Annotated in this window: 21 protein-coding genes and 2 pseudogenes; 13 read left to right on the forward strand and 10 right to left on the reverse strand. The window is 72.5% G+C overall.

Features of this window, described 5'->3' with window-relative positions:
* Positions 1-410: 410 nt before the first annotated feature.
* Entirely contained in the window at positions 411-731 is a 321-nt protein-coding gene (locus ACWDAK_RS13440) for an ArsR/SmtB family transcription factor (RefSeq protein ID WP_427393336.1), read from the reverse strand.
* A gap of 101 nt (positions 732-832) precedes the next feature.
* Between ACWDAK_RS13440 and ACWDAK_RS13445 the strand changes: the two genes are divergently transcribed.
* The 4 genes from ACWDAK_RS13445 (at position 833) to ACWDAK_RS13460 (ending at position 5,315) form a co-directional block, all read left to right on the forward strand.
* Positions 833-2,029 (forward strand): MFS transporter, encoded by a 1,197-nt coding sequence (locus ACWDAK_RS13445; protein ID WP_427393335.1) that lies wholly within the window; start codon positions 833-835, stop codon positions 2,027-2,029.
* A 181-nt stretch (positions 2,030-2,210) separates the two neighbouring features.
* Positions 2,211-3,470 carry a globin domain-containing protein gene (locus tag ACWDAK_RS13450; RefSeq protein ID WP_427393334.1) on the forward strand — a complete coding sequence of 420 codons (1,260 nt, stop codon included), beginning with the start codon at positions 2,211-2,213 and terminating at the stop codon, positions 3,468-3,470.
* A 609-nt stretch (positions 3,471-4,079) separates the two neighbouring features.
* Positions 4,080-4,826 carry a response regulator transcription factor gene (locus tag ACWDAK_RS13455; RefSeq protein WP_344637921.1) on the forward strand — a complete coding sequence of 249 codons (747 nt, stop codon included), beginning with the start codon at positions 4,080-4,082 and terminating at the stop codon, positions 4,824-4,826.
* 102 nt (positions 4,827-4,928) lie between these two features.
* A complete protein-coding gene (locus tag ACWDAK_RS13460) occupies positions 4,929-5,315 on the forward strand; it encodes a pyridoxamine 5'-phosphate oxidase family protein (protein ID WP_344637920.1) in 387 nt (128 codons plus the stop codon).
* A gap of 299 nt (positions 5,316-5,614) precedes the next feature.
* On the opposite strand, the gene ACWDAK_RS13465 is transcribed toward ACWDAK_RS13460, so the two are convergent.
* Positions 5,615-7,330: a GAF domain-containing sensor histidine kinase gene (locus ACWDAK_RS13465; protein WP_344637998.1), complete on the reverse strand. Its 1,716-nt coding sequence runs from the start codon at positions 7,328-7,330 to the stop codon at positions 5,615-5,617.
* 277 nt (positions 7,331-7,607) lie between these two features.
* Between ACWDAK_RS13465 and ctaD the strand changes: the two genes are divergently transcribed.
* The 3 genes from ctaD (at position 7,608) to ACWDAK_RS13480 (ending at position 10,520) form a co-directional block, all read left to right on the forward strand.
* Positions 7,608-9,371, forward strand: a complete 1,764-nt coding sequence (ctaD, locus tag ACWDAK_RS13470) for an aa3-type cytochrome oxidase subunit I (protein ID WP_449806460.1) — start codon at positions 7,608-7,610, stop codon at positions 9,369-9,371.
* 92 nt (positions 9,372-9,463) lie between these two features.
* Entirely contained in the window at positions 9,464-9,997 is a 534-nt protein-coding gene (locus ACWDAK_RS13475; protein ID WP_427393333.1) for a hypothetical protein, read from the forward strand.
* Positions 9,998-10,160: 163 nt separating this feature from the next.
* Positions 10,161-10,520 (forward strand): peptidase inhibitor family I36 protein, encoded by a 360-nt coding sequence (locus ACWDAK_RS13480; protein WP_344637918.1) that lies wholly within the window; start codon positions 10,161-10,163, stop codon positions 10,518-10,520.
* 117 nt (positions 10,521-10,637) lie between these two features.
* Here the strand turns inward: ACWDAK_RS13480 and ACWDAK_RS13485 are convergent.
* Together ACWDAK_RS13485 and ACWDAK_RS13490 are read right to left on the reverse strand one after the other, a co-directional pair.
* Positions 10,638-11,114: pseudogene (locus ACWDAK_RS13485) on the reverse strand (alkaline phosphatase family protein); the annotation flags it as partial.
* A gap of 327 nt (positions 11,115-11,441) precedes the next feature.
* Positions 11,442-11,717 (reverse strand): helix-turn-helix domain-containing protein, encoded by a 276-nt coding sequence (locus ACWDAK_RS13490; protein ID WP_344637916.1) that lies wholly within the window; start codon positions 11,715-11,717, stop codon positions 11,442-11,444.
* 75 nt (positions 11,718-11,792) lie between these two features.
* Between ACWDAK_RS13490 and map the strand changes: the two genes are divergently transcribed.
* On the forward strand, positions 11,793-12,560 hold the full coding sequence (map, locus tag ACWDAK_RS13495; protein WP_344637915.1) for a type I methionyl aminopeptidase: 768 nt from the start codon (positions 11,793-11,795) through the stop codon (positions 12,558-12,560).
* Positions 12,561-12,655: 95 nt separating this feature from the next.
* On the opposite strand, the gene ACWDAK_RS13500 is transcribed toward map, so the two are convergent.
* Positions 12,656-13,051, reverse strand: coding sequence for a tautomerase family protein (locus ACWDAK_RS13500; protein ID WP_427393332.1), 396 nt, complete (start codon positions 13,049-13,051; stop codon positions 12,656-12,658).
* A gap of 158 nt (positions 13,052-13,209) precedes the next feature.
* Here ACWDAK_RS13500 and ACWDAK_RS13505 point away from each other — a divergent pair, with 158 nt between their 5' ends.
* A complete protein-coding gene (locus ACWDAK_RS13505; RefSeq protein ID WP_427393331.1) occupies positions 13,210-13,683 on the forward strand; it encodes a winged helix-turn-helix transcriptional regulator in 474 nt (157 codons plus the stop codon).
* 110 nt (positions 13,684-13,793) lie between these two features.
* Positions 13,794-13,988 carry a hypothetical protein gene (locus ACWDAK_RS13510; protein WP_344637912.1) on the forward strand — a complete coding sequence of 65 codons (195 nt, stop codon included), beginning with the start codon at positions 13,794-13,796 and terminating at the stop codon, positions 13,986-13,988.
* 15 nt (positions 13,989-14,003) lie between these two features.
* On the opposite strand, the gene ACWDAK_RS13515 is transcribed toward ACWDAK_RS13510, so the two are convergent.
* Positions 14,004-17,003, reverse strand: a complete 3,000-nt coding sequence (locus tag ACWDAK_RS13515) for an AfsR/SARP family transcriptional regulator (RefSeq protein WP_427393330.1) — start codon at positions 17,001-17,003, stop codon at positions 14,004-14,006.
* Positions 17,004-17,390: 387 nt separating this feature from the next.
* On the opposite strand from ACWDAK_RS13515, the pseudogene ACWDAK_RS13520 reads away from it, so the two are divergent.
* A pseudogene (locus tag ACWDAK_RS13520) lies at positions 17,391-17,909 on the forward strand (MBL fold metallo-hydrolase); the annotation flags it as partial.
* A gap of 285 nt (positions 17,910-18,194) precedes the next feature.
* Here ACWDAK_RS13520 and ACWDAK_RS13525 read toward each other — a convergent pair.
* Entirely contained in the window at positions 18,195-18,818 is a 624-nt protein-coding gene (locus tag ACWDAK_RS13525; protein ID WP_427393329.1) for a histidine phosphatase family protein, read from the reverse strand.
* A gap of 144 nt (positions 18,819-18,962) precedes the next feature.
* Here ACWDAK_RS13525 and ACWDAK_RS13530 point away from each other — a divergent pair, with 144 nt between their 5' ends.
* Positions 18,963-19,397 carry a ribosomal maturation YjgA family protein gene (locus tag ACWDAK_RS13530; RefSeq protein WP_344637908.1) on the forward strand — a complete coding sequence of 145 codons (435 nt, stop codon included), beginning with the start codon at positions 18,963-18,965 and terminating at the stop codon, positions 19,395-19,397.
* Positions 19,398-19,456: 59 nt separating this feature from the next.
* Entirely contained in the window at positions 19,457-22,258 is a 2,802-nt protein-coding gene (locus ACWDAK_RS13535) for a penicillin acylase family protein (RefSeq protein ID WP_427393328.1), read from the forward strand.
* 73 nt (positions 22,259-22,331) lie between these two features.
* On the opposite strand, the gene ACWDAK_RS13540 is transcribed toward ACWDAK_RS13535, so the two are convergent.
* From ACWDAK_RS13540 to ACWDAK_RS13550, 3 genes are all read right to left on the reverse strand, one after another.
* Positions 22,332-23,090 (reverse strand): TIGR00266 family protein, encoded by a 759-nt coding sequence (locus ACWDAK_RS13540; RefSeq protein ID WP_344637906.1) that lies wholly within the window; start codon positions 23,088-23,090, stop codon positions 22,332-22,334.
* Between the two features lie 166 nt (positions 23,091-23,256).
* The gene (locus tag ACWDAK_RS13545) at positions 23,257-24,408 is read right to left on the reverse strand and encodes a sensor histidine kinase (protein WP_344637905.1); all 1,152 of its coding nucleotides are present in this window, start codon (positions 24,406-24,408) and stop codon (positions 23,257-23,259) included.
* Positions 24,405-25,241, reverse strand: a complete 837-nt coding sequence (locus tag ACWDAK_RS13550; protein ID WP_425557688.1) for a response regulator transcription factor — start codon at positions 25,239-25,241, stop codon at positions 24,405-24,407. The genes ACWDAK_RS13545 and ACWDAK_RS13550 overlap by 4 nt, the downstream gene beginning before the upstream one ends.
* Between the last annotated feature and the right edge of the window lie 57 nt (positions 25,242-25,298).

Raw genomic sequence — 25,298 nt, forward strand, 5'->3', positions numbered from 1 at the left:
CGGACAGGCCCTCCAGCATCCACGCGCGAAAGCGCTGCCGCGCCGTCGGTGTGGAGCCAGGACCGACCGGTGCTGGGGTAACCACCGTGTACTCCCGTGCCTGTAAAAGATCTTGCCGCCGGACCGACGGTCAGGTCAGAGTATGCGACCATCACTCGGATCCCCGATAGTCGAATGTCCATCCAGCGGTGTCACCGGGCCTGGTTCGCGGCCCGGAACGACGGAGTCCGTACTCGAACGGTCAGCGGCCGCCCGGAACTTGACGGATGCGCAGCCGGAATCTCACGACTTGATCACAGTCGCCGGCGACCCGGGCCGTCCGCCACCGGGCGCCGCGAGCCGGGCATCCCCCCGCCCGGCTCCGGCGGCCCCCTCCACCTGGGTATCCACCTGGGTCCCGACCGGCCGGATCAGCGCTCGAGGGAGCGGAGCAGTGCGTCCAGCAGGCCGGGGAAGCGGGCGTCGAGGTCGTCGCGGCGCAGCCGGACGAAGCGGTTGCGCCCGGCACTCCTGGTGGAGGTGATGCCCGCCTCGCGCAGTACCCGCATGTGGTGGGAGACGGTCGACTTGTGGAGCTGCTCGAGGCCGAGCCCTCGGGGGTCGCAGGTGTGCTCCGCGCCGTCGGCGTAGATGGCGAGCAGCCGCAGCCGCACCGGGTCGCCGAGGGCGTGCAGCACCTTGACGAGTTCGATGTCCGCGGTGTCCGGCTGCGGCAACAGCTCATCCGCCATGGCGACCCTCCTTCGGCGCGATTGTTTGACAATCATCCACCAATTCATATTGTTTGACGAGTATCAAACGATCGGCCGCGCGCCACTCCGGGAGGGAACCCGTGCGCCTTCGCCTGCTCCTGCTCGCCCTCGGCACCTTCGCCATGGGCACCGATTCGATGGTGATGGCCGGGATACTCGGCCGTGTCTCCGAGGACCTGGGGGTCTCCGTCGCGGCGGCGGGCCAGCTGGTCACCGTCTTCGCGCTGGCCTACGCCCTGCTGGCCCCTGTGCTCGCCACGCTCACCGCCCGCTGGCCGCGCCGCCGGCTGCTGCTCACCGCACTGACCGTGTTCACCGTGGCCAACGCACTCAGTGCGCTCGCCCCGACGTACGGCCTCCTGCTGGCCACCCGGGCGCTGGCCGCCGCCGGAGCCGCGCTCTACACCCCGACCGCCAACGCCGTCGCCACCGCAGTCGTCCCGCCCGAGCGGCGCGGACGGGCGCTGGCCACGGTGCTGGGCGGGATGACCGTCGCCACCGCACTCGGCGTGCCACTGGGCACCTGGGTCGGGCGGACCGACTGGCGGCTGACCATGTGGCTCGTCACCGCCCTGGGCGCCGCTGCCTTCGCCGGCATCGCGCTGATGCTGCGCGACCTGCCCGCTCCATCCGCCACGGCACCCGGTCTTCGGGCCCGCCTCGCCCCGCTCGGCGACCGCCGCGTGCTCGGCGCGGCCGCCACCACTCTGGTCTTCTTCCTCGCCTTCCAGTCCGTCTACATCTATCTCGCCACCGCCGTGCACCCGGCCACCGGTGGCGACCCGGGCCGGCTCAGCCTGATCCTGTTCGCGACGGGCGTCGCCTCGGTCGCCGGCAGCTGGCTCGGCGGCAGGCTGGTGGACCGGCTCGGCGCCCGCCGGGTGCTGCTGGTCGGCAGCGCGGTCGCCGCGCTCGCCTTCGCGGCACTACCCTGGGCCGCCGCGACCATGCCGGGTGCGCTGGCCTACGCGGTCGTGACGCCGATCGCCGGCTGGTCGGTCTCCGTCGCCCTCCCCCACCGGCTCGCCTCCATCGACCCGGCCAACGCTCCTCTGCTCATCTCCCTCAACAGCAGCGCCCTCTACCTCGGCACCGCCGCGGGCGGCGCCGCGGGCAGCGCGTTCATCGCCCTCCTCGGCGAGCGCTGGTTCCCGCTCGGGGCCGTGGTCCTGGCCCTCGGCGCCACGGTGACCACCACCCGGGTCCTCCCGCCACCGCCCACCCGGGCCGCGCCCCTCGCGCCGAGCGAACCCCGCAGGGCAACCACCGGCGCCTGAGCACTGCTCCGCGATGGGCCGCCCCGGCACCGGGGCGGCCCATCGCGCGAGCGCCCGGCCGCCGTGCAGCGCAGCGCGGAACGACGCGACGATCACTGTCAAGGGCCGTTCGGCCCTACTCGCCCATGGCCCAACAGGCCGTGAATTTCAGATAGTTGACGAAGCGTTAGGCTTTCTCGCCATGAAGATCAACACCAGGACCGACGAGTACGACCGACTGCTTGCCCGGCACCATGCGATGCGGTTGCGCCGGCAGATTCTCAGCCCGGAGGGGGCGTCCGCCGCGCGGCCTGCCATCGGGCCGGGCGGGACGGTGTACGACGGTTACGGCGACCAGCAGCTGATCATGAGCCGGCTGGACCTGGTGACGCCGTTCGACGTCCTCATCGAGCAGCTCTATGCGTTCATGTTCCAGCGCAGGCCGTATCTGCGCGCGCTCTTCCCTGAGTCGATGGAGTTCCAGCAGGACCACCTGGCGCGGATGTTCAGGTATCTGATCGAGAACCTGCACCGCCTCGACCATGTGCTCGCGGTGCTCCGCCAGCTCGGTGGCGACCACCGCAAGCTCGGGGTGTGGCCGGCGCACTACCACGCGTTCGAGGAGGCGTTGGCGGTGGCGCTGCGCAGCCGGGCGGGGGCCGGATGGTCGGTGGAGCTGGAGCAGGCGTGGCTGCGGATGCTGCGGTTCGCGGTGAAGGCGATGGTCGACGGGGCGGAGTCGGCCATCACCGAACCGCCGTACTGGCACGGCCAGGTGGTCGGGCACGAGCGCCGCGGGCCGGATGTCGCGGTGCTCCGGATCAGGACGGGCCAGCCGTACCCGTACCGGGCCGGGCAGTACGCGACCATCGAGTCGCCGCTGCTGCCGCACACCTGGCGGCAGTACTCGATGGCCTGCGCCCCTCGGCCGGACGGTGTGCTGGAGTTCCACGTCCGCCGGACGGCCGCGGGCGGGGTGAGTGAGGCGCTGGTGGAACGGACCCGGGCCGGGGACGCGGTCCGGCTCGGGCCGCCGCGCGGTGTGATGACGGCGGTGGACGACCCCCGGGACGTGCTGCTGGTGGCCGGCGGCACGGGCCTGGCCCCGCTGAAGGCGATCCTCGGGGAGTTGGCCGAGCGGCGGGCGCGGGGGCAGCGGGCGCACCTGTTCGTCGGCGCCCGGAGCCAGGCGGACCTGTACGACCGGGAGGCGCTGGCGAGACTGTCCGGGCGGTTCCCCTGGCTGGAGGTGACTCCGGTGACCGGGGGCGGGGCGGGGTCCGAACCGGGCCCGGGTCCGCTGCCGGACGCGCTGGGCGAACGACCCGACTGGTCCGAGCACATCGCCTACGTCAGCGGCCCGCCGGGCATGGTCGGCGCGGTGCGGGCCACGCTGCTCGCCTCGGGGGTGCCGGCCGACCGGATCCACCACGATCCGCTCGTCGCCGCCGCACGGGACTGAGCAGGGTTCAGTGCTGCCACGAGACCATCCGCATCAGGCAGCGGCGGGCGAGCCAGTACAGGTGACGTGTGGCCATGGTGTCGTCAGTCCCCTCGGTCCGGATGGCGGTACCACTCTGCGTTCCCCGGATCGACGACGGCAGGCGTCGAAGGTCCCTGCGGGGCGGGCCGGGTGTCGCCGTCGGCGGCGTCCGGCCGGGGGCGAACGGCTCGGCGGTTGAGGGACGTTCGGCCCTCGGCTCGCTGTTCCCGGTCGGACAGCCTGGTCTGCAACCGAGGAGGTTGATCGCCGATGACCAGTCTGCCGAGCGGGCCCACCGCCGACATCCGGGTCGAACTCCGCACCGGGCCGCCGAGGTGGAGGCCGGGCCCACCCGGCGGATGTCCGGCGCGGCCGGGCGGCTCGGCCCCGCCGCGCACCCGGTCCGGGTGAGAGCCGGCCGAATCCCCGAGTCCCGAGGACGGCGGTGAGGCCGGCCGGCCCCGGTCGCGAGGACGGCGGCGGACCGGCGTCGAGTAGGGCCTTCCGGCCCTGTCGACGGCTCCCGGCTCCGGAGACAATGCAGTGGCCCCCAACAGGGCGGGCACACGCAGGGAACGGAGTTGGGTCATGCCGGAAGGCACGGAGCGCGCTGGTGCCGAGGGGACCGTACGGGTCTTCCTGCTCGACGACCACGAAGTGGTGCGCCGAGGCGTACAGGACCTCCTGGACGCCGAGCCCGGACTCACCGTCATCGGGGAGGCCGCCACGGCGGAGCAGGCGCTCGCCCGGGTGCCCGCGCTGCGGCCGGACGTCGCGGTGCTCGACGTCCGACTGCCCGACAGCGACGGGGTCAGCGTGTGCCGGGAGCTGCGCTCGACCATGCCCCAGCTGGCCTGCCTGATGCTCACCTCCTTCGACGACGAGGAGGCCCTGCTGGACGCGATCATGGCGGGGGCCGCCGGCTATGTGCTCAAGCAGATCAGCGGCACGGATCTGGTCTCCGCCGTCCGGACGGTGGCCTCCGGTCAGTCCCTGCTCGACTCCGGCGCGGCCACCCGCCTGATGGCCCGGCTGCGCGGCGAGTCCGAGGCGCCCCGCCGACCGGTGCTGCCCGCACTGACCGACCGGGAGCAGGAGATCCTGGAGCTGGTGGGCGAAGGGCTGACCAACCGTCAGATCGGTGAACGGCTGTACCTCGCCGAGAAGACCGTCAAGAACCACATCTCCCGGCTGCTCGCCAAGCTCGGTGTGGAGCGACGGGTCCAGGCCGCCGTGATCGCCACCCAGGGCAGCCAGTCCCCGTCCTCCGTCGGACGCGGCACCCCTGACCGTCCTTCCCGTCCCGCACCGGACGGGGGCCTGGCACGCCGCTGACCCCGCGGAGCCGCGCCGGTTCCGCAGGCGAGGCGCCAAGCGCCCGTGCGGTGGCAGACCGCCCCGGCCTGCGCGCCCTTCGCCCCCCGAGGACCGAACCACATGAAACCCGAACTCCCCTGGCTCGCCGAGCAACGGTGCCTCACCCTGCTGGAAAGCGCGTCGGTGGGCCGCGTCGTCTACACGGTCGGCGCGCTGCCGGCCGTGCTGCCCGCCCGGTTCCGGCTGGACGAGCACGGGGTGGTCCTGCGGGCGGACGGCGGGGAGGCCCTGGTGCGGGCCGTGGACGGCTCGCTGGTCGCGTTCGAGGCGGACCACGTCGACACTGTGGACGGCAGCGGATGGTCCGTCACCGTCCTCGGCCCGGCTCGGGTGATCACGCTGCCGGGCAGCGCGGCGGCGGACCGTACGGCGCACTCCGGACAGGTCGAGATCCGCATCCGGCCGGAGCTGGTCACAGGCCGCACCCTGAGCGCTAGTCGTCACTGATCCGCTCCCGGCGCTGCGGTGCGGCGGCGGACGACCGCGTCGTGTTGTGGAGGCTCACCGCCGCGGGCCGGACCGTCCGCCGCCTGATGCCCTGTCCATTCGCTCTCCGCGCCCCGGCTGCCCGCCCGTAGTAGCCTGGTTCTCGGAGCGGCTCCCGTCCGAGGGTGAAGCAGGCCAGAGCTCAGGCAGGATGGTCAGCCGGGTCGTCACCGGGCCCGATGGTGGCGAGGTCCGGTCCGCGGTGGCGGGTAGGCGGTCATGGCCTCGTCACCGGGCCCGGCAGCGCTGAGGCCCGCAGTTCAGAGCCGGGTGAGCGGCGCCGACCACTGGAGGCTGGTACCGCCACCGGCGGGAGCGGCGAGGGTGAAGGTGCCGCCGAGCTGCTGAGCGCGTTCCTGGAGGTTGCGCAGGCCGCTGCGGTGCCCCTGCTGTGCCGGGAGGCCGATGCCGTCGTCGGTGACGCGGAGCACCACCTCGCCGCCGGTCGCGTGCAGGGTGACCTCCACCCGGGTGGCCCGCGCGTGCCGGGCGGAGTTGCTCAGCGCCTCGGCCAGTACCGCCATCACCTGGTCGGCGACCGCCGGCGGCACGTCGGTGTCCAGCAGCCCCTCCATGCTCAGCCGGGGTGCGAACCCCAGGGTGGTCCTGGCCTCGGCGACGGCCCGGGCCGCGCGGGCCCGCAGGCCCCGCTCCTCGCCGTCCCGCGCCCGCAGGCCGAAGATGGTCGAGCGGATGATCTTGATGGTCTCGTCCAGGTCCTGGACCGCCCGCACCACCCGCTCCGAGGCGGCCGGCTGCTCGATCAGCCGGGCCGCGCTCTGCAGCGTCATTCCGGTCGCGAACAGCCGTTGGATGGCCAGGTCGTGCAGGTCGCGGCCGATCCGGTCGCGGTCCTCGAAGAGCGCCAACTGCTCGGCGTCCCGGCGGCGTTCGGCCAGTTCCAGGGCGAGCGCGGCCTGGTCCGCGAAGCCCGGCAGGGCCCCGATCTCCTCACTGCCGAACGGCAGTCGACCGGCCGTGCGGGCCAGCAGCAGCACACCCTGGACCCGCCCGGCCGCCGTGCTCAGCGGCACCGCCACCGCCGGTCCGAGGCCGGTGAAACGGCTCAGCCCGTCGGAGCGGCGCGGCCCGGCCGCGTACCGTTCGTCGCCGGCCAGGTCCGCGGTGGTCACCGGCGAACCCGCCGCGAACGCCGCACCGGAGAGCGTCCCGTCCATCGGCACCGTCAGCCCGAGCCGTCCGGCGCTGTCCCCGCCGACGGCCAGTTCGACCCGCAGCCGGTCCCCCGCCACGGGCACCGAGAGATCCGCCAGCTCGGCACCGGTGATCTCTCGGGCCCGCTCCGCGATCAGCGCCAGCACCTCCTGGCGGGGCGCCCCGGAGAGCAGGCTGCGGGTGATCTCCCCGCTGGCCCGCAGCCAGCGCTGCTGGCGCCGGGCCTCCTCGTACAGCCGGGCGTTGTCGATCGCCACACCCGCCGCCACGGCGAGGGCGGAGATCAGAGCCTCGTCGTCGGCGTCGAACTCCTGCCCGTTGCGCTTGTCGGTGAGGTACAGGTTGCCGAAGACCTCCTCGCGGACCCGCACCGGGACCCCGAGGAAGGTGCGCATCCCGGGGTGGTGGGCCGGGCAGCCGTACGAGGCCGGGTGCTCGGACAGGTCGGCCAGGCGCAGCGGTTCAGGGTGACGGATCAATTGGCCGAGCAGGCCTTTGCCGCTCGGGTACGGGCCGATGGCGGCGATCTCCCCGTCCGACAGACCGACCGTCAGGAACTGCGACAGGGTGTGCCCGTCGGGTCCGATCACGCCGAGCGCGGCGTAGCGGGCGTCGGAGAGCGCGCTGGCCGCCTCGACGATCCGGCGCAGCACCTGGGTGAGGTCCAGCTCCCGTCCGACCGAGAGGACCGCCTCCAGCAGGCCGTGCACCCGGTCGCGGGTGCCGCGCACGTCGTCGATCCTGGCCTGCAACTCCTCCAGCAGTTCGTCCAGTCGAAGCTGCGGAAGCCGCGAGGGCATCCCCTTCCCGCCCACGTCGTCCTCCTGGTTCCGCTTCGGCCGGCGCAGCCGTACGTGCCCGTCCAACGCTATCGGTCCGGTGCCCGGGTCGGTCCGCCGGGGGACGGTTCACGTGCGCGGATGCCCACCTCGCCCGGTCCACGGCCGGGGCGGACGAACGGCACGTGAGCCGTGGACCGGTCGGCGGGGGCCGCCGGGACCATCGGCCCTGTGGCCGCCGAGGGCCCCGAACCGAGGATGAATCGCCGCCCGAGAGCCATTTGGGTGCGGCTGAGCCATGTTCGGTGGATGTGAAGGAGGGCGGCCGGTGGCTGCCATCGAGGAGAAGGAAGAGCCGGCCGCGGCCGCTGTCCTCGGAAGGAGGTCCGGTTCGGCGCTGGTGCGAATGCTCACCACCACCGATCACAAGACGATCGGAACCATGTACCTGGTCACCGCGTTCGGCTTCTTCCTGGTCGGCGGTGCGATGGCGCTGGTGATGCGCGCGGAGCTGGCCCGCCCGGGGACGCAGATCCTGTCGAACGAGCAGTTCAACCAGGCGTTCACGATGCACGGTTCGATCATGCTGCTGCTGTTCGCCATGCCGCTGTTCACCGGTTTCGCCAACTGGATCATGCCGCTGCAGATCGGCGCCCCCGATGTGGCCTTCCCCCGGCTGAACATGCTGTCCTACTGGCTGTTCCTGTTCGGGTCGCTGATCGCGGCGGGTGGTTTCCTCACCCCGCAGGGCGCCGCCGACTTCGGCTGGTTCGCCTACGCGCCGTTGTCGGACGCGGTCCATTCGCCGAGTGTCGGCGCGGACATGTGGATCATGGGTGTGGCGCTGTCCGGGTTCGGCAGCATCTTCGGTGCCGTCAACTTCATCACCACGATCATCTGCATGCGGGCACCGGGTCTGACGATGTTCCGGATGTCCATCTTCTGCTGGAACGTGCTGCTGACCTCGCTGCTGGTGCTGCTGGTCTTCCCGGTGCTGGCCGCCGCGCTGTTCGCGCTGGAGGCGGACCGCAAGTTCGGGGCGCACGTCTTCGACTCCGCCAACGGCGGGGCGATGCTCTGGCAGCACCTGTTCTGGTTCTTCGGCCATCCCGAGGTGTACATCCTGGCCCTGCCGTTCTTCGGCATCGTCTCGGAGATCGTTCCGGTGTTCAGCCGCAAGCCGATGTTCGGCTACTCAGGCCTGATCGCGGCCACCATCGCCATCGCGGGCCTGTCGCTGTCGGTCTGGGCGCACCACATGTACGTCACCGGACAGGTGCTGCTGCCGTTCTTCTCCTTCATGACCTTCCTGATCGCGGTCCCGACCGGAGTGAAGTTCTTCAACTGGGTCGGCACCATGTGGAAGGGCTCGCTCAGTTTCGAGACCCCGATGCTCTGGACGGTCGGCTTCCTGGTCACCTTCCTGTTCGGCGGGCTGACCGGCGTGCTGCTCGCGGCGCCGCCGATCGACTTCCACGTCTCCGACTCGTACTTCGTGGTGGCCCACTTCCACTACACCCTGTTCGGCACCGTGGTGTACGCGATGATGGCCGGATTCCACTTCTGGTGGCCCAAGATGACCGGCAGGATGCTCGACGAGCGCCTCGGGAAGATCACCTTCTGGACGCTCACCATCGGGTTCCACGCCACCTTCCTGGTCCAGCACTGGCTGGGTGCCGAGGGCATGCCGCGCCGCTACGCCGACTACCTGGCCTCGGACGGCTTCACCACGCTGAACACCGTCTCCACCATCGGCTCGTTCCTGCTCGGTCTGTCGATCCTGCCGTTCCTCTACAACGTCTGGAAGACCGCCAAGTACGGCGAGAAGGTCACCGTCGACGACCCGTGGGGCTGGGGCCGCTCGCTGGAGTGGGCCACCTCCTGCCCGCCGCCCCGGCACAACTTCACCTCCCTGCCCCGGATCCGCTCCGAGTCCCCCGCCTTCGATCTGCACCACCCGGACATCGCCGCGCTGGACTACCTGCAGAACCACGGCGAAGCGGCCAAGCACCTGGCCGGCGTGGCACCCGCCCGGTCCGGTGAGCCGTCCAAGACCGACTGACGGTCAATCAGATTCCGTCCCCGCCCCGACCCTCTCCCACCGGGGCGGGGACGGCCCCCGATCCCGTACCGAGTCCGAGGAGGACAACCGCCATGCCGCACACCGTACTTGCCCTCGGCGCCGCCGCACTCACCGCGTCCGGCTGCGTCTGGTACATCCCGGCGGTGGCGGACCTGCGGGCGGGCGACGACCGCCCCAGGTCCGTCCGGCTGTCCGCGACCGCCTGTCTGGTCTGGTGGCTGGGCGTGGCCGGTACCGGTCTACTGCTGCTCTCCCCGGCCACCTGGCAGCTGCCCGCGGCGCTCGCCGCCGGCAGCGCGGTGGCGGGCGCGGCGCTGCGGCTGGCCGCGGTCGCCGACCACCGGAGCGAGCGGCGCGAGGAGAGCCGGTACTGGGCGGAGGTGCTGCCCGGCGCGCCGTCGTGCCTCGACCGTCCGAGGCCCCAGGTCGTGCTGCTGGCCTGGCTGGTCGCCGGGGTCTCGGCCTCCTCCGTGGTCGCGGTGTCCATCGTGCTGTCCGCCCGCGCCGGCACGCTGTCGGGACCGGCACTTGCCGCGGCGGCCTGCGGCTCCGTCGGACTCTCCCTGGTCGCCCTGCTCGTCGCGGCCACCCGCCCGCGTTCGTGACCGAGTCGGCCGCCCGGCCGCCTCGTTCGCGACACCGTGGGGCGCTCACCTGGCAGCCGCACGCCGGCAGCGCGACCCCGCGCGCGGGTTCTGCGCGGTGCCCGACATTCCGAATCTCCATAGTGCCGATGATGGTTCTGACACGAACTCGGAGGACCGGCCCATGCGCCGACTCACCACCGCTCTCGTTGCGACGCTCTTCACCCTCACGCCGGCCGGGCCGGCCGCCGCCGCACCCGCCGGCCACCGCGACCCGGCCCAGTGCCCCGGCGGCGCCGTCTGTGGGTGGCGCGAGACGGGCTGGTCGGGTGGTCCCGTGTACTGGTCGCCCCCGTTCGACAGCAGAACGTGCCTGGTGGAGGACGGCCTGGGCCCGTTCAACTCGGTGTGGAACGACAGCGGCCACCCCGTGCGGTTCTACCGCGGCGGCAACTGCGACGGCAGCTACGTCGACCTCGACGCCGGAACCGGCTCTCCCCAGACGCCGTGGCCGGTCGGTTCCGCGCGCGTGCTCGAAGTCTGACGGGAGCCACCTGCGCGCACCTCGCGGTGCCCCCGCCGACGGCAACAGCGGCCTGGCGGCACCCCGGGGCCGGACGGAGCCCGGCCGGTCCGAGGCTGCCGGGCTCCGGGCGTCGGATCAGGAGCCGGCCGGGCGGTGCGGACGGTGGCCGCGCTCCTGGCGCGGGAACTCCTGGTCGGCGCCCGGCAGCTGCGGCGGCGGCAGGGTCGCCACCTCCCGCTTCGCCAGGGCGAGTCGGGCGGCGGTGTCGGGCAGCCCGGGCGGGCGGTGGACCCCGCGGTCGAACTGGAAGGCCGAGGTCAGATCGCCGAAGGTGTCCCGGCGCCAGTCGGTGACATTGGCCGCCCGGACACCGGTGAAGCACTCCAGGAACCGCAGCACCGAGGTGTGGTCGAACGCCTCCGATGCCACCCAACCGCCCACCGTCCAGGGCGAGATGATGATGCAGGGAACCCGGAAGCCGCCGCCGATCGGCAGCCCCCGGACGAACTCGCCGGGCGTGCCGGCCTCGGGCACCGGCGGCGGGACGTGGTCGAACAGGCCGTCGTTCTCGTCGTAGTTGAGGATGAAGGCGGTCTTCGCCCAGACCTTCGCTCGACATCCCGCAGCGAGCCGCGCCCGGGCACCCCCGCCGCCACCGCACGCTGGACACTCGCCGGCAGCAGACTCATCGCCGCCGCCCCGCCCGCCACCCCGGCCACCGAGCCCAGCAGCCTGCGTCGGGTCATTCCGGACATCAGATCCTCCCTCTCCGCCACTCGCACAACAGTGCCTTGAGACATGGCTGCGTCAGATCGAGTACGGGTCTGCCGTAGCGGAGTTCCCTCGCGCGGGGGTGCCGAGTGAACACTCGGCCAATGTCAGGGGCAGATCATCTTCGCCGCCTGGACGTCAGTTCGCTCCACTGGAACGCCATTCGGCTCAGGCCGACAACCGTCCGGCGACCCCCTCACCCACGGGAGCACACAGCCGGACCAGCTCGTCCAGGGACAGACCGAGGGCTCCGGCGAGCGCCGCCACCGTGAAGAAGGCCGGCGTCGGAGCCCGGCCGGTCTCGATCTTGCGGAGCGTCTCGGCCGACAGGCCCGCCGCCGCCGCGATCTGGACCATGCTCCGCTCGCCCCGGGCCTGCCGGAGCAGAGCACCGAGGCGTTCGCCGCGTTCACGTTCGAAGGGAGTGAGTGGGGTGCGCACCATGACCGTGATACTAATACCGGTATAAGAATTGGCCCACTGTGGGGTCACGGGGATCGACCGGGGAGGCCACCGGAGATGGTGGAGATCAAGACTGACGCGGCGTTGGACGCGATGCGAGAAGCCGGACGGGTCGTCGCCGACGCACTCGACGCGGTACGCCGCACGGCGGCGGTGGGGGTGTCCCTGCGGGAACTGGACGAGGTGGCCCGCGAGGTGCTGCGCGAGGCCGGGGCCGACTCGCCGTTCCTGGGCTACCGCCCCGGCTTCGCCGCCACCCCGTTCCCGGCGGTGATCTGCGCTTCGGTCAACGACGCCGTGGTGCACGGCATCCCTACCGGCCACCGGCTGCGCGACGGCGACCTGGTCAGCATCGACTGCGGGGCCGAACTCGGCGGCTGGACCGGCGACGCGGCCGTCAGCTTCGTCGTCGGCACGCCCGCGCCCGCCGACCTGGCGCTCATCGAGACCACCGAGCGCGCCCTCGCGGCGGGCATCGAGGCGGCGGTGGTCGGCGCCCGGATCGGAGACATCTCCCACGCCATCGGAAGCGTCGGCCGCGCGGCCGGCTACGGGATCCCCGCCGACTTCGGCGGCCACGGCGTGGGCCGCGGCATGCACGAGGACCCGCACGTCCCCAACGACGGACGCCCAGGACGCGGCATGGTCCTGCGGCACGGCATGGTCCTCGCGATCGAGCCGATGTTCCTGGCCGGCGGGCGGGACCACTACCGCACCGCCCCCGACGGCTGGACCCTGCTCACCCACGACGGCAGCCGGGCCGCGCACGCCGAACACACCGTCGCCATCACGGAGGACGGGCCGCGCATCCTGACCCTGCCGTGACCGGCCGGCCATCGCGCGTCCCACCCCCGCCCTGACGGGCTGGCCACCGGGCCGCGCACGCCGACCGGCCGGCCACCGGCCCCCACCGTCCGGCGTCAGCTCATCTGCTGCTCCAGGTCGAGCAGTTGGGCCTCACCGCGGCCTGCGGACCAGTCCGCCGAACCGTTCTCGGTCAGCACCACCAGGACGTCCTCGGACCGGACCCCGACCTTGCCCGCCTCCTCGGCGATCCGCCGGTACAGGGCGCGCTTGGTCTCCTCCGGGCGTCCCCGGCGCAGCGTGATCTCCACGCAGACGACGTCGCGCCGGTCGACGCCGAGGTACTCGTGGTCGAAGAACATCTGCTCGGCGGGCAGGGCCTGGACGATCTGGAAGCGGTCCTTCTCCGGGATGCCGACGGCGTCGACCAGCGCGCGGTGCACCGCAGCCGCGATCTGCGGCCGCTGCTCGGCGGGGCGGTCGGAGCTGAGCGTGATGCGGACGAGCGGCATGGCACGTACCTCCTGATGGCGGCCGGCGGCGGGCCGGACCGATGACCGGCCGCCACGGGCAGTGCGATCCGGTCCCGACTTCCTGATGGACGGTCAGCAGTCTACGCAGCTGGCTTTCAAATCGAAAGCCAACATCTCTGAACGGCTACAGTGGGTCCGTGGAGTGGGGTGAACAGGACGTCAGCAACTGCGGCATCGGCCGCGCGCTGGAAGTGGTGGGACGGCCGTGGGCGCTCCTGGTCGTCCGGGAGATCGCACGCGGCCTGGAGCGTTTCGACGAGATCCAGCGCCATCTGGCGGTCTCGGCCGCGGTGTTGAGCCGGCGACTGGACGAGCTGGTGGAGTCGCGACTGCTGGAACGCTTCCCGTACCAGGAGGCCGGCCGGCGCACCCGGTTCGGCTACCGGCTGACCCCGCGCGGCCGCGAGCTGTACCCGATCCTGCTCTCGCTCAAGGAGTGGGGCGACCGGCACCGGGGCGACCCGGCCGGTCCGGCCACCAGGCACCGGCACGCGGACTGCGGCGCGGACGTCCGTCTGGCCCTGGTCTGCGAACGGGGACACCCGGTGACGGGCCTGGCCGAGGTGGAGCTGGTCCAGGGCCCCGGCGCCCGCCCGGTGCCCCGGCCGTAGCACCGGGGCGGTCACCGAACCCCTGTGACCAGCTCGTATATGAGACATAGATCGCGAGCGGTGAGGATGAGGGCCTGAGCACACCGTTTGAACCGACCGGGAGTCTCCTCATGAAGCGATCTGCAGTGTTCCGCCGATTCCGTGCGGCGGTACTCGTCCCGGCCGCCGTAGCCGCCGTGCTGGCCGCCGCCGGTACGGTCGCTTCCGCTGTCACCCACGACGTGCCCACCGGTCACGCAGTCGCCGGCGGCGGCTCGGGGCCGCAGCCGCCGAGCGACGTGACCGAGTGGAACACCAAGGTCTGATCGGGCCGTTCCCGCTCAGGCCGGCGGGATCGGGCCGTCCGTGGCCTGCGCGAGCGTGAGGGAGCGGGCCCGGCCCGCCAGCGCCGCGGCCTCGGCGGCCTCGGGGAGCCCGATGCCGCCGAGCACCAAGTGCGCCTCGGCCGCGTGGGCCAGCCCTTCCTCGACACGGCCGAGGTCCAGCGAGACCTGGGCGAGGATCAGCAGTGCGTGGCCCCGGTCGCGCTCACTGCCGACCGCGGTGCGGTAGTGGGCCAGGGCCCGCTCCGCCGCCCGGTACGCCTCCGGCAGCCGGCCGAGCGCCCGCAGCGTGGCCGCACCGCGGTAGCGGGCCTGGGCCGCCTGGCCGGGGATGTCCGAGCTCGCGCAGATCTCGAGGCACTCCCGGTACCCGGCGAGCGCCTCCGGGTACCTCCGCAGCTCGTGCAGGGCCAGACTCCGCACGCACAGCGCGTGGGCGGTGCCGTGGTGGTCGGCTACCTCGCGCAGCAACGGCAGTGCGCCGTCACAGGCCGCCACGGCCTCGTCGGCCCGGCCACTGCGCAGCCTGGCCATGGCCGCGTTCAGCACGGTGACGAGTTCGCCCGAGCGGTGGCCCATCTGCCGGGCCAGGGCCAGCGCCTGGTCGAAGTAGTGCACGGCTTCGTCGTAGCGCTGCTCGAACTGCGCTATCACACCGAGGTCGTTGAAGGTCTGACGCAGGATGACCGTGTCACCGGCACGGCGGCAGGCCTCGGTCGCCAGCCGGATGTGGGCGCTCGCCGTTGCCAGCCGGGTGGTCTGCAGCGCCGCGTTGCCGCACACGAAGAGAGCCCGGCCCGCGGCGCGGTCGTTGCCGGTGCGGACGGCCTTCTCGGCCACCGCCGCGGCGGCGGAGGCCAGTTGGCTGTAGGGGATGTCCCGGCCGAACGGACTCAGCGCGATGAGCAGGTCGGCCGCGGTGTCCAGCAGCTCCGGAGTCGCGGTGCCACCCTGCACCGCGAGCTGGATGACGTGGACGGCCCCGTCGAACTCCTCGGCCACCCAGGCACGGGCGTCCGCCAGGCCGGTGAAGCGCGGTCCGCGCGGGTCTCCCGGGGTGAGCGTGGTGTGCACGGGGTCGCCCGGGACCATCTGCTGGAAGGCCGATCCGGCGGCTCCCAGCAGGAAGTTGAGCAGCCGGTGGGCCACCCCGGTGCGCCCGCCGTCCTGTTCCCGGCCCGCCGGTGCGGGCAGCTGCCGGGCGAAGGCCCGGACCAGCTGGTGGTACCGGTAGCGGCCCGACGACGGCGACTCCAGCAGCGCGGTGTCGACCAGTGACTCCAGCAGCGGCTCCGCCTCGTCCTCGGTGAGGCCCAGGGCGGCCGCCGCCGCGCCGAGGCCGATGCTCCCCCCGGTGACGGGCGCGAGCGTCCGGAAGGCGTGGGACTGGGACTCGGTCAGCTGGTGGTAGCCGAGCTCGAACACGGCGGCCACGGCCAGCTCGCCGGCCTGGAGTTCGGTCAGCCTCCGGCGTTCGTCACCGAGCCTGCGCACCAGGTTCGCCACCGTCCAGCCCGGCCGGGCGGCCAGCCGGGCCGCCACGATCCGCACGGCGAGCGGCAGGTTCGCGCAGGAGGCGACCAGCTCGACGGCGTCGGCCCGTTCCGCGGCGACGCGTTCGGTGCCGATGACCCGCTGGAGCAGGGCCAGCGCCTCCTCGGTCTCGAACACGCACAGCCGGACGTGGGCGGTGGCGGGCAGCCCGGCGAGGCGGGCCCGGCTGGTGAGCACGACCGCGCAGTCGGCCGAGCCCGGCAGCAGCGGCCTGACCTGGGCGGCGTCCCTGGCGTCGTCGAGCAGCAGCAGGACGCTCCGGCCGTCCAGCACGGTACGGAAGAGCCGGGTCCGGTCCTCCAGGGAACGGGGGATCTCCTGGCCCGGCACTCCCAGCGCCGACAGGAAGCTTCCCAGCACCACACCGGGTTCGGCCGCGTCCGTCCCGGTACCCCGCAGGTCGGCGTAGAGCTGGCCGTCGGGGTAGCGCTCCTTGACCTGGTGCGCCACCCGCAGCGCCAGGGTGCTCTTGCCGATGCCGCCCATCCCGCTGACCGAGGCGACCGTCAGGGCGGTCCGGTCCGCGCCGAGCAGGGCCTCGCGCAGTTCCGCCACCGCTTCCTCGCGGCCGCTGAAGTCCCCCGTGTCCGGCGGGAGTTGAGCGGGACGGGCAGGGGCGGGCGAGGTCGTGGGCACGGCGGCCGGGGGCGCGGCGGGCCCCGCGCCGATCCGTACCGGCGCGGGCGCCCCGGTGTGTGGCGCCAGGTCGTTGGCCAGGATCCGCCGGTGCAACTCGCGCAGTTCCGGCCCCGGGTCCACACCGAGCTCGTCGGCCAGCAGCTGCCGCGCCCTGGCGAAGACGGCGAGCGCCTCGCCCTGCCGTCCGCAGCGGTACAGGGCCTCCATCAGGAAGCCGTACGGCCGCTCCCGCAGCGGGTGTTCGCCGGTGAAGGCGGTCAGGTCCGGGATGGTGGACGGGTACCGGCCCAGCAATAGGTCGTGATCGAAGCGCTCCTCCAGCAGCATCAGCCGCAGTTCGGCGAGCCTGGAGCGCTGCTGCTCGGCGAAGGGTCCGGGCACCCCGGCCAGCGGCTCGCCCCGCCACAGCGACACAGCCTCGGTGAGCAGCCGGGCGCACTCCTCGTGCCACCTCGCCGCGCGGGCGCGTGCCGCCTCGGCCGCCAGCTCCTCGGCGCGGTGGGCGTCCACGCCGGCCGGCGCCACCGCCAGCCGGTAGCCGGACCCGGCGGAGAGCAGCAACTGCGGGGTGGCGCGCCCCTGTTCCAGTCGCTGCCGCAACCGCCAGACGTAGGTGCGCAGACTCGTTACCGCGGAGTCCGGGGCCTCCTCGCCCCAGACCATGCCGACCAGTTCGTGCAGCGAGGCAGCTCGCCCCGAGCGGAGCAGCAACGCGGCGAGCGTGGCCTGCTGCTGTGGTGGCCCGACCGGGACGTCGGCCCCGTCGAGACAGATCTGCATGGCGCCGAGCACATTGAACCGCACCGCCCCCTCCAAGCCACATTCCCTTCCCCGGCACGACCGGGCCGGCCTCCGGCCGATCGCGCGACACTTCCGTACGGAAACCGTTCGGTCATATTAATGACGGGTGAGCAGGATGGAACGGTTAGGGCGCATGCGATCCGAGTGTCGGCGCCCGTCTTCCGGCGCGCCGGGACCGCGCCCATCGGCGCGGGCCCGCGCGGACCGGGGCGAGCGGTCCGGGTGAACGGCCGGCTGGTCCGGGTGAACGGCCGGCTGGTCCAGGTGAACGCGATGTCCGCCGCGCTTCCCGGCCACGTGACGGGTCCACCGCTTCACGGCGTACCGACCGCCCGTACGCCCGGTCCACCCAAGTCCGGCCGCTGGAACCGCTCATGAGAACATCAGCCGGTGCGCAGACTGACGGTACTGGGGACGTGCGGGGCCTGGCCCGAGGCCGGCCGGGGCGCCAGCGGCTACCTGCTGGAGTACGACGGGTTCCGACTGGTGCTGGACCTGGGCTACGCGACCTTCCCGCGCTTGCTGGAGCATTGCGCAGACGGGCAGTTGGACGCCGTGCTGATCACCCATGAGCACCCCGACCACTGCGCCGACCTCAGCGCCCTGTGCCGCGCGCGCTACTTCGCGACGGAGCGGGGCGCCCGCCTGCCGCTCTACTGTCCTCCCGGGGTGATCGGACGCGTCCAGGCGATGGAACCGACGGAGGATCTGCTCGACGTCTTCGACGTGCACCCACTCCCGTCGAACCACCGGGTGGGACCTCTCCGGCTGGACTCCGCGCTGCTGCCGCACCATGTCCCGCACGCGGGCGTACGGTTGACCGCCCCCGGCCTGACCCTCGCCTACAGCGGCGATGCCGGGCCGGACCCGGCCCTGGCCCAACTGAGCGCAGACGCCGACCTTTTCATCGCCGGAGCCACGCTCCAGAGCACATCGGCGGAGAGCGGCGACCCCTATAAACCACTCCTCCGCCGAGCCGGTTGTACAGAGTTGCAAAGCCTCGGTCGGACCTCCATGTTCCGCTACTTGATCGGCGGCGTCCGGGATTTGGCCGGATTCCCGGGCGGTAGCAAGGCGCTCGGGAGGTGCGGGTGGACCTCCGCGTGGACGCGCAGGTCGAGGGTCTCGGCCGGCGCGAGGGAGCCGACGGCGGCACGGAGTATCGTGCGGGCGGCCTCCAATCGGTCGCTGGACTCAAAGCCGAAGCTCAGGAGGAAATCCGGTCCAGCACAGTTCAGCGTGCAGGTGCCGCATGTCGTTGTAGACCAGGACGGACGACGGTCGCCCAGGCGAGTAGCGGATGACGGTCAGGGCGGCGTTGCCGTGGTTGAGGCCGAGCCAACGCCACTCCGGGGCGGACGTGGCATGCCGCACCAGCCAGCCGATCAGGAAGTTGTGGGTGACGACCAGTTCGTGGCGCTCCTCGTCGCCCGCCACCGGGCCGGTGAACTGCTCCAGGGCCCGGCCTGCCAGCACCGGACCGCGCTCACGGTCCTCGGCCGTCGCCTGGGACAGGAAACGCAGGAGGAAGTCGGCGCAGTCGGAGGGCAGTTCGTCCCGCTGCGGAAAGTGCGGGAAATAGTCGCCGGCAGTCTCCGAGACCTCGAGAGCGGCGCCGTCCAGGTGTTCGCCGATCAGGCGGGCGGTCTGTGCGGCCCGGGGCAGCGGGCCGTGGTGGACCACCGAGATGGGGCGGTTCGCCAGCCGACGGCCGAGCAGGACCGCCTGCCGGCGCCCGTCGTCCGACAGTCCGCTCTCGTCCGGCAACGCCTCGCCGTGGCGGACCAGATAGAGGTAGCGGGTGGCCGTTCCCGTCATGTCCAGGGCTCCTTCGCGATCCATCACGATCTTGCACGTTGTCCTGGGGTCGACGCCGTTCCTGCCGCTCCGGTTCCAGCGGTTCCGGTCGACGGCCGAAGAGGACACCGGCCCGGCTGGCTCGGACGCACTACGGTGTCCCGCATGAATGATCTTCCCAAGGGCCACAAACCGCTCCTGATGTCCCGTCTGTGCGCGCTCATCGCGGCTGCGCTGACCGTCGCGGCAGGCCTGGGCAGCAGGAGCGTGCTGCCGGGAGATGCCGGCAAGGTGGCCGGGGACGTGCTCTACACCGTCCTGGTGTACACCCTGGTCGTCCTGGCCGCGCCGCGGATCAGGCCCGCGAAGGCCGCGCTGGTCGCCCTGGGGGTCAGCTGGGCGGTGGAGTTCTTCCAGGCCACCGGGATACCCGCCGAGCTGTCCCGGCGGAGCGTTCTCGCCCGGCTCGTCCTCGGTACCACCTTCAACGTCCCCGACCTGTGCTGGTACGTCGCGGGTGCCGCGTTCGGCTGGCTGGTGCACCGCGCGGTGGGCGCCGCGCAAAGGCGCCGGAGACACAACGGCGCGTCCGGAGTCTAGGCAATCGGCCAGTATTAGACCTACCGTCAACTCCCCGTAGTATCAACGGAGGAGCTGGTATGCAACGACGCATCCGCGCGCTCAGACTCCAGGCCGCCTCACTCACGGCGGTTCTCCTGGCGGCGTTCACCCTGGCCGCCGCACCGGCAGCACCGGCAGCACCCAAGGCTGCTCCCGCCGTCGCGGGCGATCTCTGCGGCGGCCGCTGTCTGGACGTTCTCCCGCCGGGCGAGAACGGCAACGCGACACTGGCCGACATCCTCGTCAACCGGGTCTTCGGCACCCGTCCGGCGCACACCGACGACCAGCTGGGGCCGTACGCGAACCTGGCGTCCGCCTATCCGGGGCTGACCGACAGCACCCTGCGCAGCTTCTTCAACGACTCCTCGTTCGGCGTCCCGGCCGACCAGGTGGCGTCCACCAGCTCGCCCCGCTCGGACGTCACCATCGTGCGCGACAAGGCGACCGGCGTTCCGCACATCACCGGCACCACCCGCTACGGCACCGAGTTCGGCGCGGGCTACGCCGCCGCGCAGGACCGGCTCTGGGTGATGGACCTGTTCCGGCACGTCGGGCGAGGGGAGCTCTCCGGCTTCGCGGGCGGCGCGGCGGCCAACCGCCAGCTGGAGCAGAGCTTCTGGCAGGCCGCCCCCTACACGGAACAGGAGCTCCAGGCGCAGATCGACGCGGTCGCCGCCCAGGGCCCGCGTGCCCAGCAGGCGCTCACCGACGCCCGCGCCTACCTCGACGGGATCAACCAGTACATCAACGAGTCGTACCAGGGGCGCTACTTCCCCGGCGAGTACGACCTGACCGGCCATGTGGACGCGATCACCAACGCGGGCGGGATCGAGCCGTTCAAGCTGACCGACCTGGTGGCGCTGGCCTCGGTGATCGGCGCGCTGTTCGGCTCCGGCGGCGGCGGTGAACTGGCCTCCGCACAGGTGAAACTGGCCGCCGAGGCCCGCTACGGCAAGGCCGCCGGGGACGCCGTGTGGAGCTCGCTGCGCGAGTCGAACGACCCGGAGGCGGTGCAGACCCTGCACGACGGGCAGAGCTTCCCGTACGCGCAGCCGCCGGCCGATCCGCAGGGCGTGGCGATGCCCGATCCCGGGTCCGTGGTGCCGGAGCGGCTGATCTACGACGCCACCGGTTCGGCGAACCAGAGCACCACCAAGGCGGCCGGTGTGCTTCCGGGCAACCTGCTCACCGCCAAGCACGGGATGTCCAACGCCCTGGTGGTGTCCGGCCGTTACACCGACGACGGGCACCCGATCGCGGTCTTCGGCCCGCAGACCGGCTACTTCGCCCCGCAGTTGCTGATGCTGGAGGAGTTGCAGGGCCCGGGGATCAGCGCGCGCGGCGCGGCCTTCGCCGGGCTGAGTTTCTACGTGGAGCTGGGCCGCGGCCAGGACTACGCGTGGAGCGCCACCTCGGCCGGGCAGGACATCACCGACACCTACGCCGTCCCGCTCTGCACCACCGACGGCTCCCCCGTCACGCTGGCCAGCAACTCCTACCTCTGGCACGGCCAGTGCCTGCCCTTCGACCGGCTGGACCGGAAGGACGCGTGGAACCCGACCACGGCCGACTCCACCCCGGCGGGCTCGTACACGCTGGTGATGTACCGCTCGAACTACGGCCTGGTGACCGCCCGCGGCACGGTCGGCGGCACTCCCGTGGCCTTCACCTCGCTGCGTTCCACCTACCGGCACGAGGTGGACTCCATCATCGGCTTCCAGATGTTCAACGACCCGGGCGCGGTGCACGATCCGGCGAGCTTCCAGCAGGCCGCGCAGCACATCGGGTACACCTTCAACTGGTTCTACGCCGACTCCCAGCACACGGCGTACTACAACTCGGGCAGCAACCCGGTCCGCGCTCCGGGGGTCGACCCCGGGCTGCCGCTCATGGCCCAGCCCTCCTCCGAGTGGGCCGACTTCGACCCGGCCACCAACACCGCCCGGTACACCCCGCCCGCCGAGCACCCGCAGTCCGTCGACCAGGACTACTACGTCTCCTGGAACAACAAGCAGGCCACCGACTACGCGAGCGCCGGGTTCGGAAACGGCTCGGTGCACCGGGCCAACCTGCTGGACGCCCGGGTGAAGTCCCTCGTCAGCAGCGGTAACAAGGTCTCCAGGGTGGCGCTGACCCAGGCGATGGAGAGCGCGGCGCTGACCGACCTGCGGGTGGAGGACGTACTGCCGGACCTGCTGCGGGTGATCGGCAGCGCACCGGTGACCGACCCCGCGCTGGCGGACGCCGTACAGAAGCTGGCCAACTGGCGGGCAGGCGGCGGGCAGCGGAAGGAGACTTCGGCGGGCAGCCACAGCTACGCCGACGCGGACGCCATCCGCACCATGGACGCGTGGTGGCCGCTGCTGGCCGACGGGGTGTTCCGGCCCGGGCTCGGGGACGGGCTGTTCACCGCGCTGACCGGGGCCGTGCAGATCAACGAGTCCCCCTCGGGCGGGCAGACCGGCGCCACCAGCGGCGGGGTGAGCGCCAACGAGTCCATCCCGCACAAGGGTTCGTCCTTCCAGTACGGGTGGTGGAGCTACCTCGACAAGGACCTGCGGCACGTCCTCGGCGACCAGGTGGCGGGCCCGCTGGCCCAGCCGTACTGCGGGGGCGGGGACCTGGCGGCCTGCCGGACGGTGCTGCTCAGCACCCTCAGGAGCGCGCTGGCCCAGACCCCGACCCAGGTCTACCCCGGTGACGGAGACTGCTCGGCGGGCGACCAGTGGTGCGCCGACTCGATCATCCAGCGCCCGCTCGGCGGGGTGACCGACGGCAAGACCACCTGGCAGAACCGGCCGACCTACCAGCAGGTGGTGCAGTTCCAGAGCCACCGCTGACGCCGGCGGACCACCACTGACCGACGGTTCTCGGGGGCGCCCGCCACAGCGGGGGCGCCCCCGAGACACCACGTCAGCCGCGCAGCATGCCGCCGACGATGCCGCCGATACCGGCACCCTCGGCACTGGCCACGGCGCCGTCCCGGGCCAGGTACGGCTCGAGGGCGTGTGCGAGGCCGGACAGCGGCATGCTCTGCAGCCAGATCCGGCCCGGACCGGTCAGCGCGACCAGGAAGAGGCCGTCACCACCGAAGATCTTGTTCGCGATGCCCGGCACCCTGGTGATGGTGAACTGCACGGACTCGTCGAACATCCCGACGTGCCCGGGGTGGACCAGCATGGTCTGGCCCGGCGCGAGGGTGTACTCGGTGAGCTCGCCGGAGAGCTCGATCCAGGCGCGGCCCTGGCCCTGCAGCTTCTGCAGCACGAAGCCCTCGCCGCCCCACAAGCCGCCCCGGAAGGACTGCTGCAGCGCGACCGTCGGGGTGATCCCGGGGGTGCCGCAGATCCAGCCGTGCCGGTGCACCATGACGCTCCGGTCAGGGGCGATGTCCACCGGCAGGATGTGGCCCGGGACCTTGGCGGCGAAGGCCACCATGGCGGGGCCGTTCTGCGCCTCGTACTGGGTCAGGAAGATGCCGCCGCCGCTGACCGCGCGCTTGAGCGTGTTCAGCAGACCGCCACCGCCGGGGCCGCCGGTGTTGGTGGTCTGCGACATGTGCATGTTCGCGGACATCCAGGACAGCTCGCCGTGGTGGGAGATCACCTTCTCCCCGGCCTCCAGCTGGATCTCCAGTACCGGCATCGTGCTGCCCTTGACCACTGCCTGCATGACGGTTTCTCCCCCGCTCTCGGGGCGGTGCCGTACCGCCCACGGGAACGGTAGCGCCACCGCCTTCAAGGGTCGTTAAAACAGTTGAAAAGACTGGCAAAGGCCCCAAGAGGGGCGGCACCCGGCGACCGCAACGGTTCAGGCCGGTGATCCGCAGTGCTCCGGCTCAGCGCCCCCCGGCGGCACTCGGGAGCGTGATCTCGAAGCAGCAGCCGCCGCTGACGTTGTGTACGCTCGCCCGGCCCGCATGGGCCTCGACGATGCCGCGCACGATCGCCAGCCCCAGGCCCGCGCCGCTGTCGCCGTGCTCGGGACGGGAGCCGTCGGCGGAGCGCGGCGTACGGGCGCTGACGCCGCGCCAGCCGGTGTCGAAGACCCTCGGCAGGTCCTGTTCGGGGATGCCGCCGCAGCCGTCGGTGACCGAGAGCACCACCTCGTCGGCCTCACGGCGGGCCGCCACCGCGACCACCCCGTCCGCCGGAGTAGCGCGGATGGCGTTCACCAGCAGGTTGTCCAGCACCCGGGTGATCTCCCGGCCGTCCACCTCCACCGGCTCGGCCTCCACCCGGCCGCCCTCCAGCCGCACCCCGCGCTGCCGCGCCAGCGGGTGGGCGCCCGCGATCGCGTCACCTACCAGGTCGTAGACCGAGACCCGGGCGAGCGAGAGGGTCAGCGCACCGGCCTGGATCCGGGAGAGTTCGAACAGGTCGTCCACCATGCCGGTGAGCCGGTCCACCTCGGTGCGGATCCCGGTGAGGTAGCGGGGCGGGTCCTCCGCCACGCCGTCCTCCAACGCCTCGGCCATCGCCCGCAGTCCGGCGAGCGGCGTCCGCAGATCGTGCGAGATCCACGCGATCAGCTCCCGCCGGGAGTGCTCCAACGCCTGCTCCCGCCTGCGGGATTCGGCGAGCCTCGCACTGGTGGCGGCCAGTTCCGCGCTCAGCTCGGCGAGTTCGGAGCCGAGCGGCTGCGCGGGCGCGGCGAAGCCGTCGTCGCTGCCGACGGTGCGCGCCGCCCGGGCCAGCGCCCGGCTGCCCGCGACCACCTGGCGGCCGAGCAGCGCGGCGGTGCCCAGTGAGACCGCGGCCGCCATGCACAGCACCGTGATCACCACACCGAGGTCGTGCTCGGAGAGGAACATCGCCTGTGCCACCGCCAGCGTCCCGGCAGTCATCGCGAGCACCGTCACCACGGCCACGCAGAACAGCGAGAGCGCCAGCGAGCGGCGGCGCAGCAGGCGGACCGCCGGCCAGCCGAGCAGTCCGGCGGCGCCCGCGCCGAGGGCGGCGTAGGCGGCGATCAGCAGCAGGTCCTTCACGACTCCTCCACTCCCCCACTCGCCCCGGCCGGGTCGAAGCGGTAGCCGACGCCCCAGACGGTGTTGATCAGGCGGGGTGCCGCCGGGTCGTCCTCGATCTTCTCCCGCAGCCGGCGGACGTGGACGGTGACGGTGGACAGGTCGCCGAAGTCCCAGCCCCAGACCCGCTGCATCAGCTCCTCCCGGCCGAATGCGGTCGCCGGGTGCCGGATCATGAACGCCAGCAGGTCGAACTCCCGCAGGGTGAGCGAGAGTTCACGTCCGGCCCGGTGGGCCCGTCTAGCCTGCGGGTCGAGCGACAGATCCCCCGCCGTCAGCAGTCCCGCGGAGTTCGCGGGCGCGGCGGCGGCCCGGGAGCGGCGCAGCACGGACTGCACCCGCAGGGTGAGTTCACGCGGGCTGAACGGCTTGGTGACGTAGTCGTCCGCGCCGAGTTCCAGGCCGAGGATGCGGTCGGCCTCGTCGCCCTTGGCGGTGAGCATCACCACCGGCAGTTCGGTGCCGTGGCCGCTCGCGCGCAGCCGACGGCAGACCTCCAGGCCGTCGATGCCGGGGAGCATCAGGTCCAGCACGATCAGGTCCGGCGGGGCCGCCGCCACCGCGGCCAGCGCCGCGTGACCGTCGGCGGCGCGCTCCACCCGGTGGCCGGCCCTGGTCAGGTAGCCGGCGACCACCTCGGCCACGGTGGGGTCGTCGTCGACCACCAGGATCCGCGCGGGCCGGGCGGCCGCTCCGCTCGCGGGTGTGCCCGTGCCGGCTTCCCGGCCGTTCGGCGCGGTCGCGGGCACAGGCGCGGTTACGGGTGCCGCCGGGGTGGCGGGGTTGTCTGTCACGCCTTCGAGGATAGGAAACCCGCCGCCCGGACCGGCCGCCGCGCACTGCTCCGTACG

The sequence above is a fragment of the Kitasatospora sp. NPDC001175 genome, from assembly GCF_053598215.1.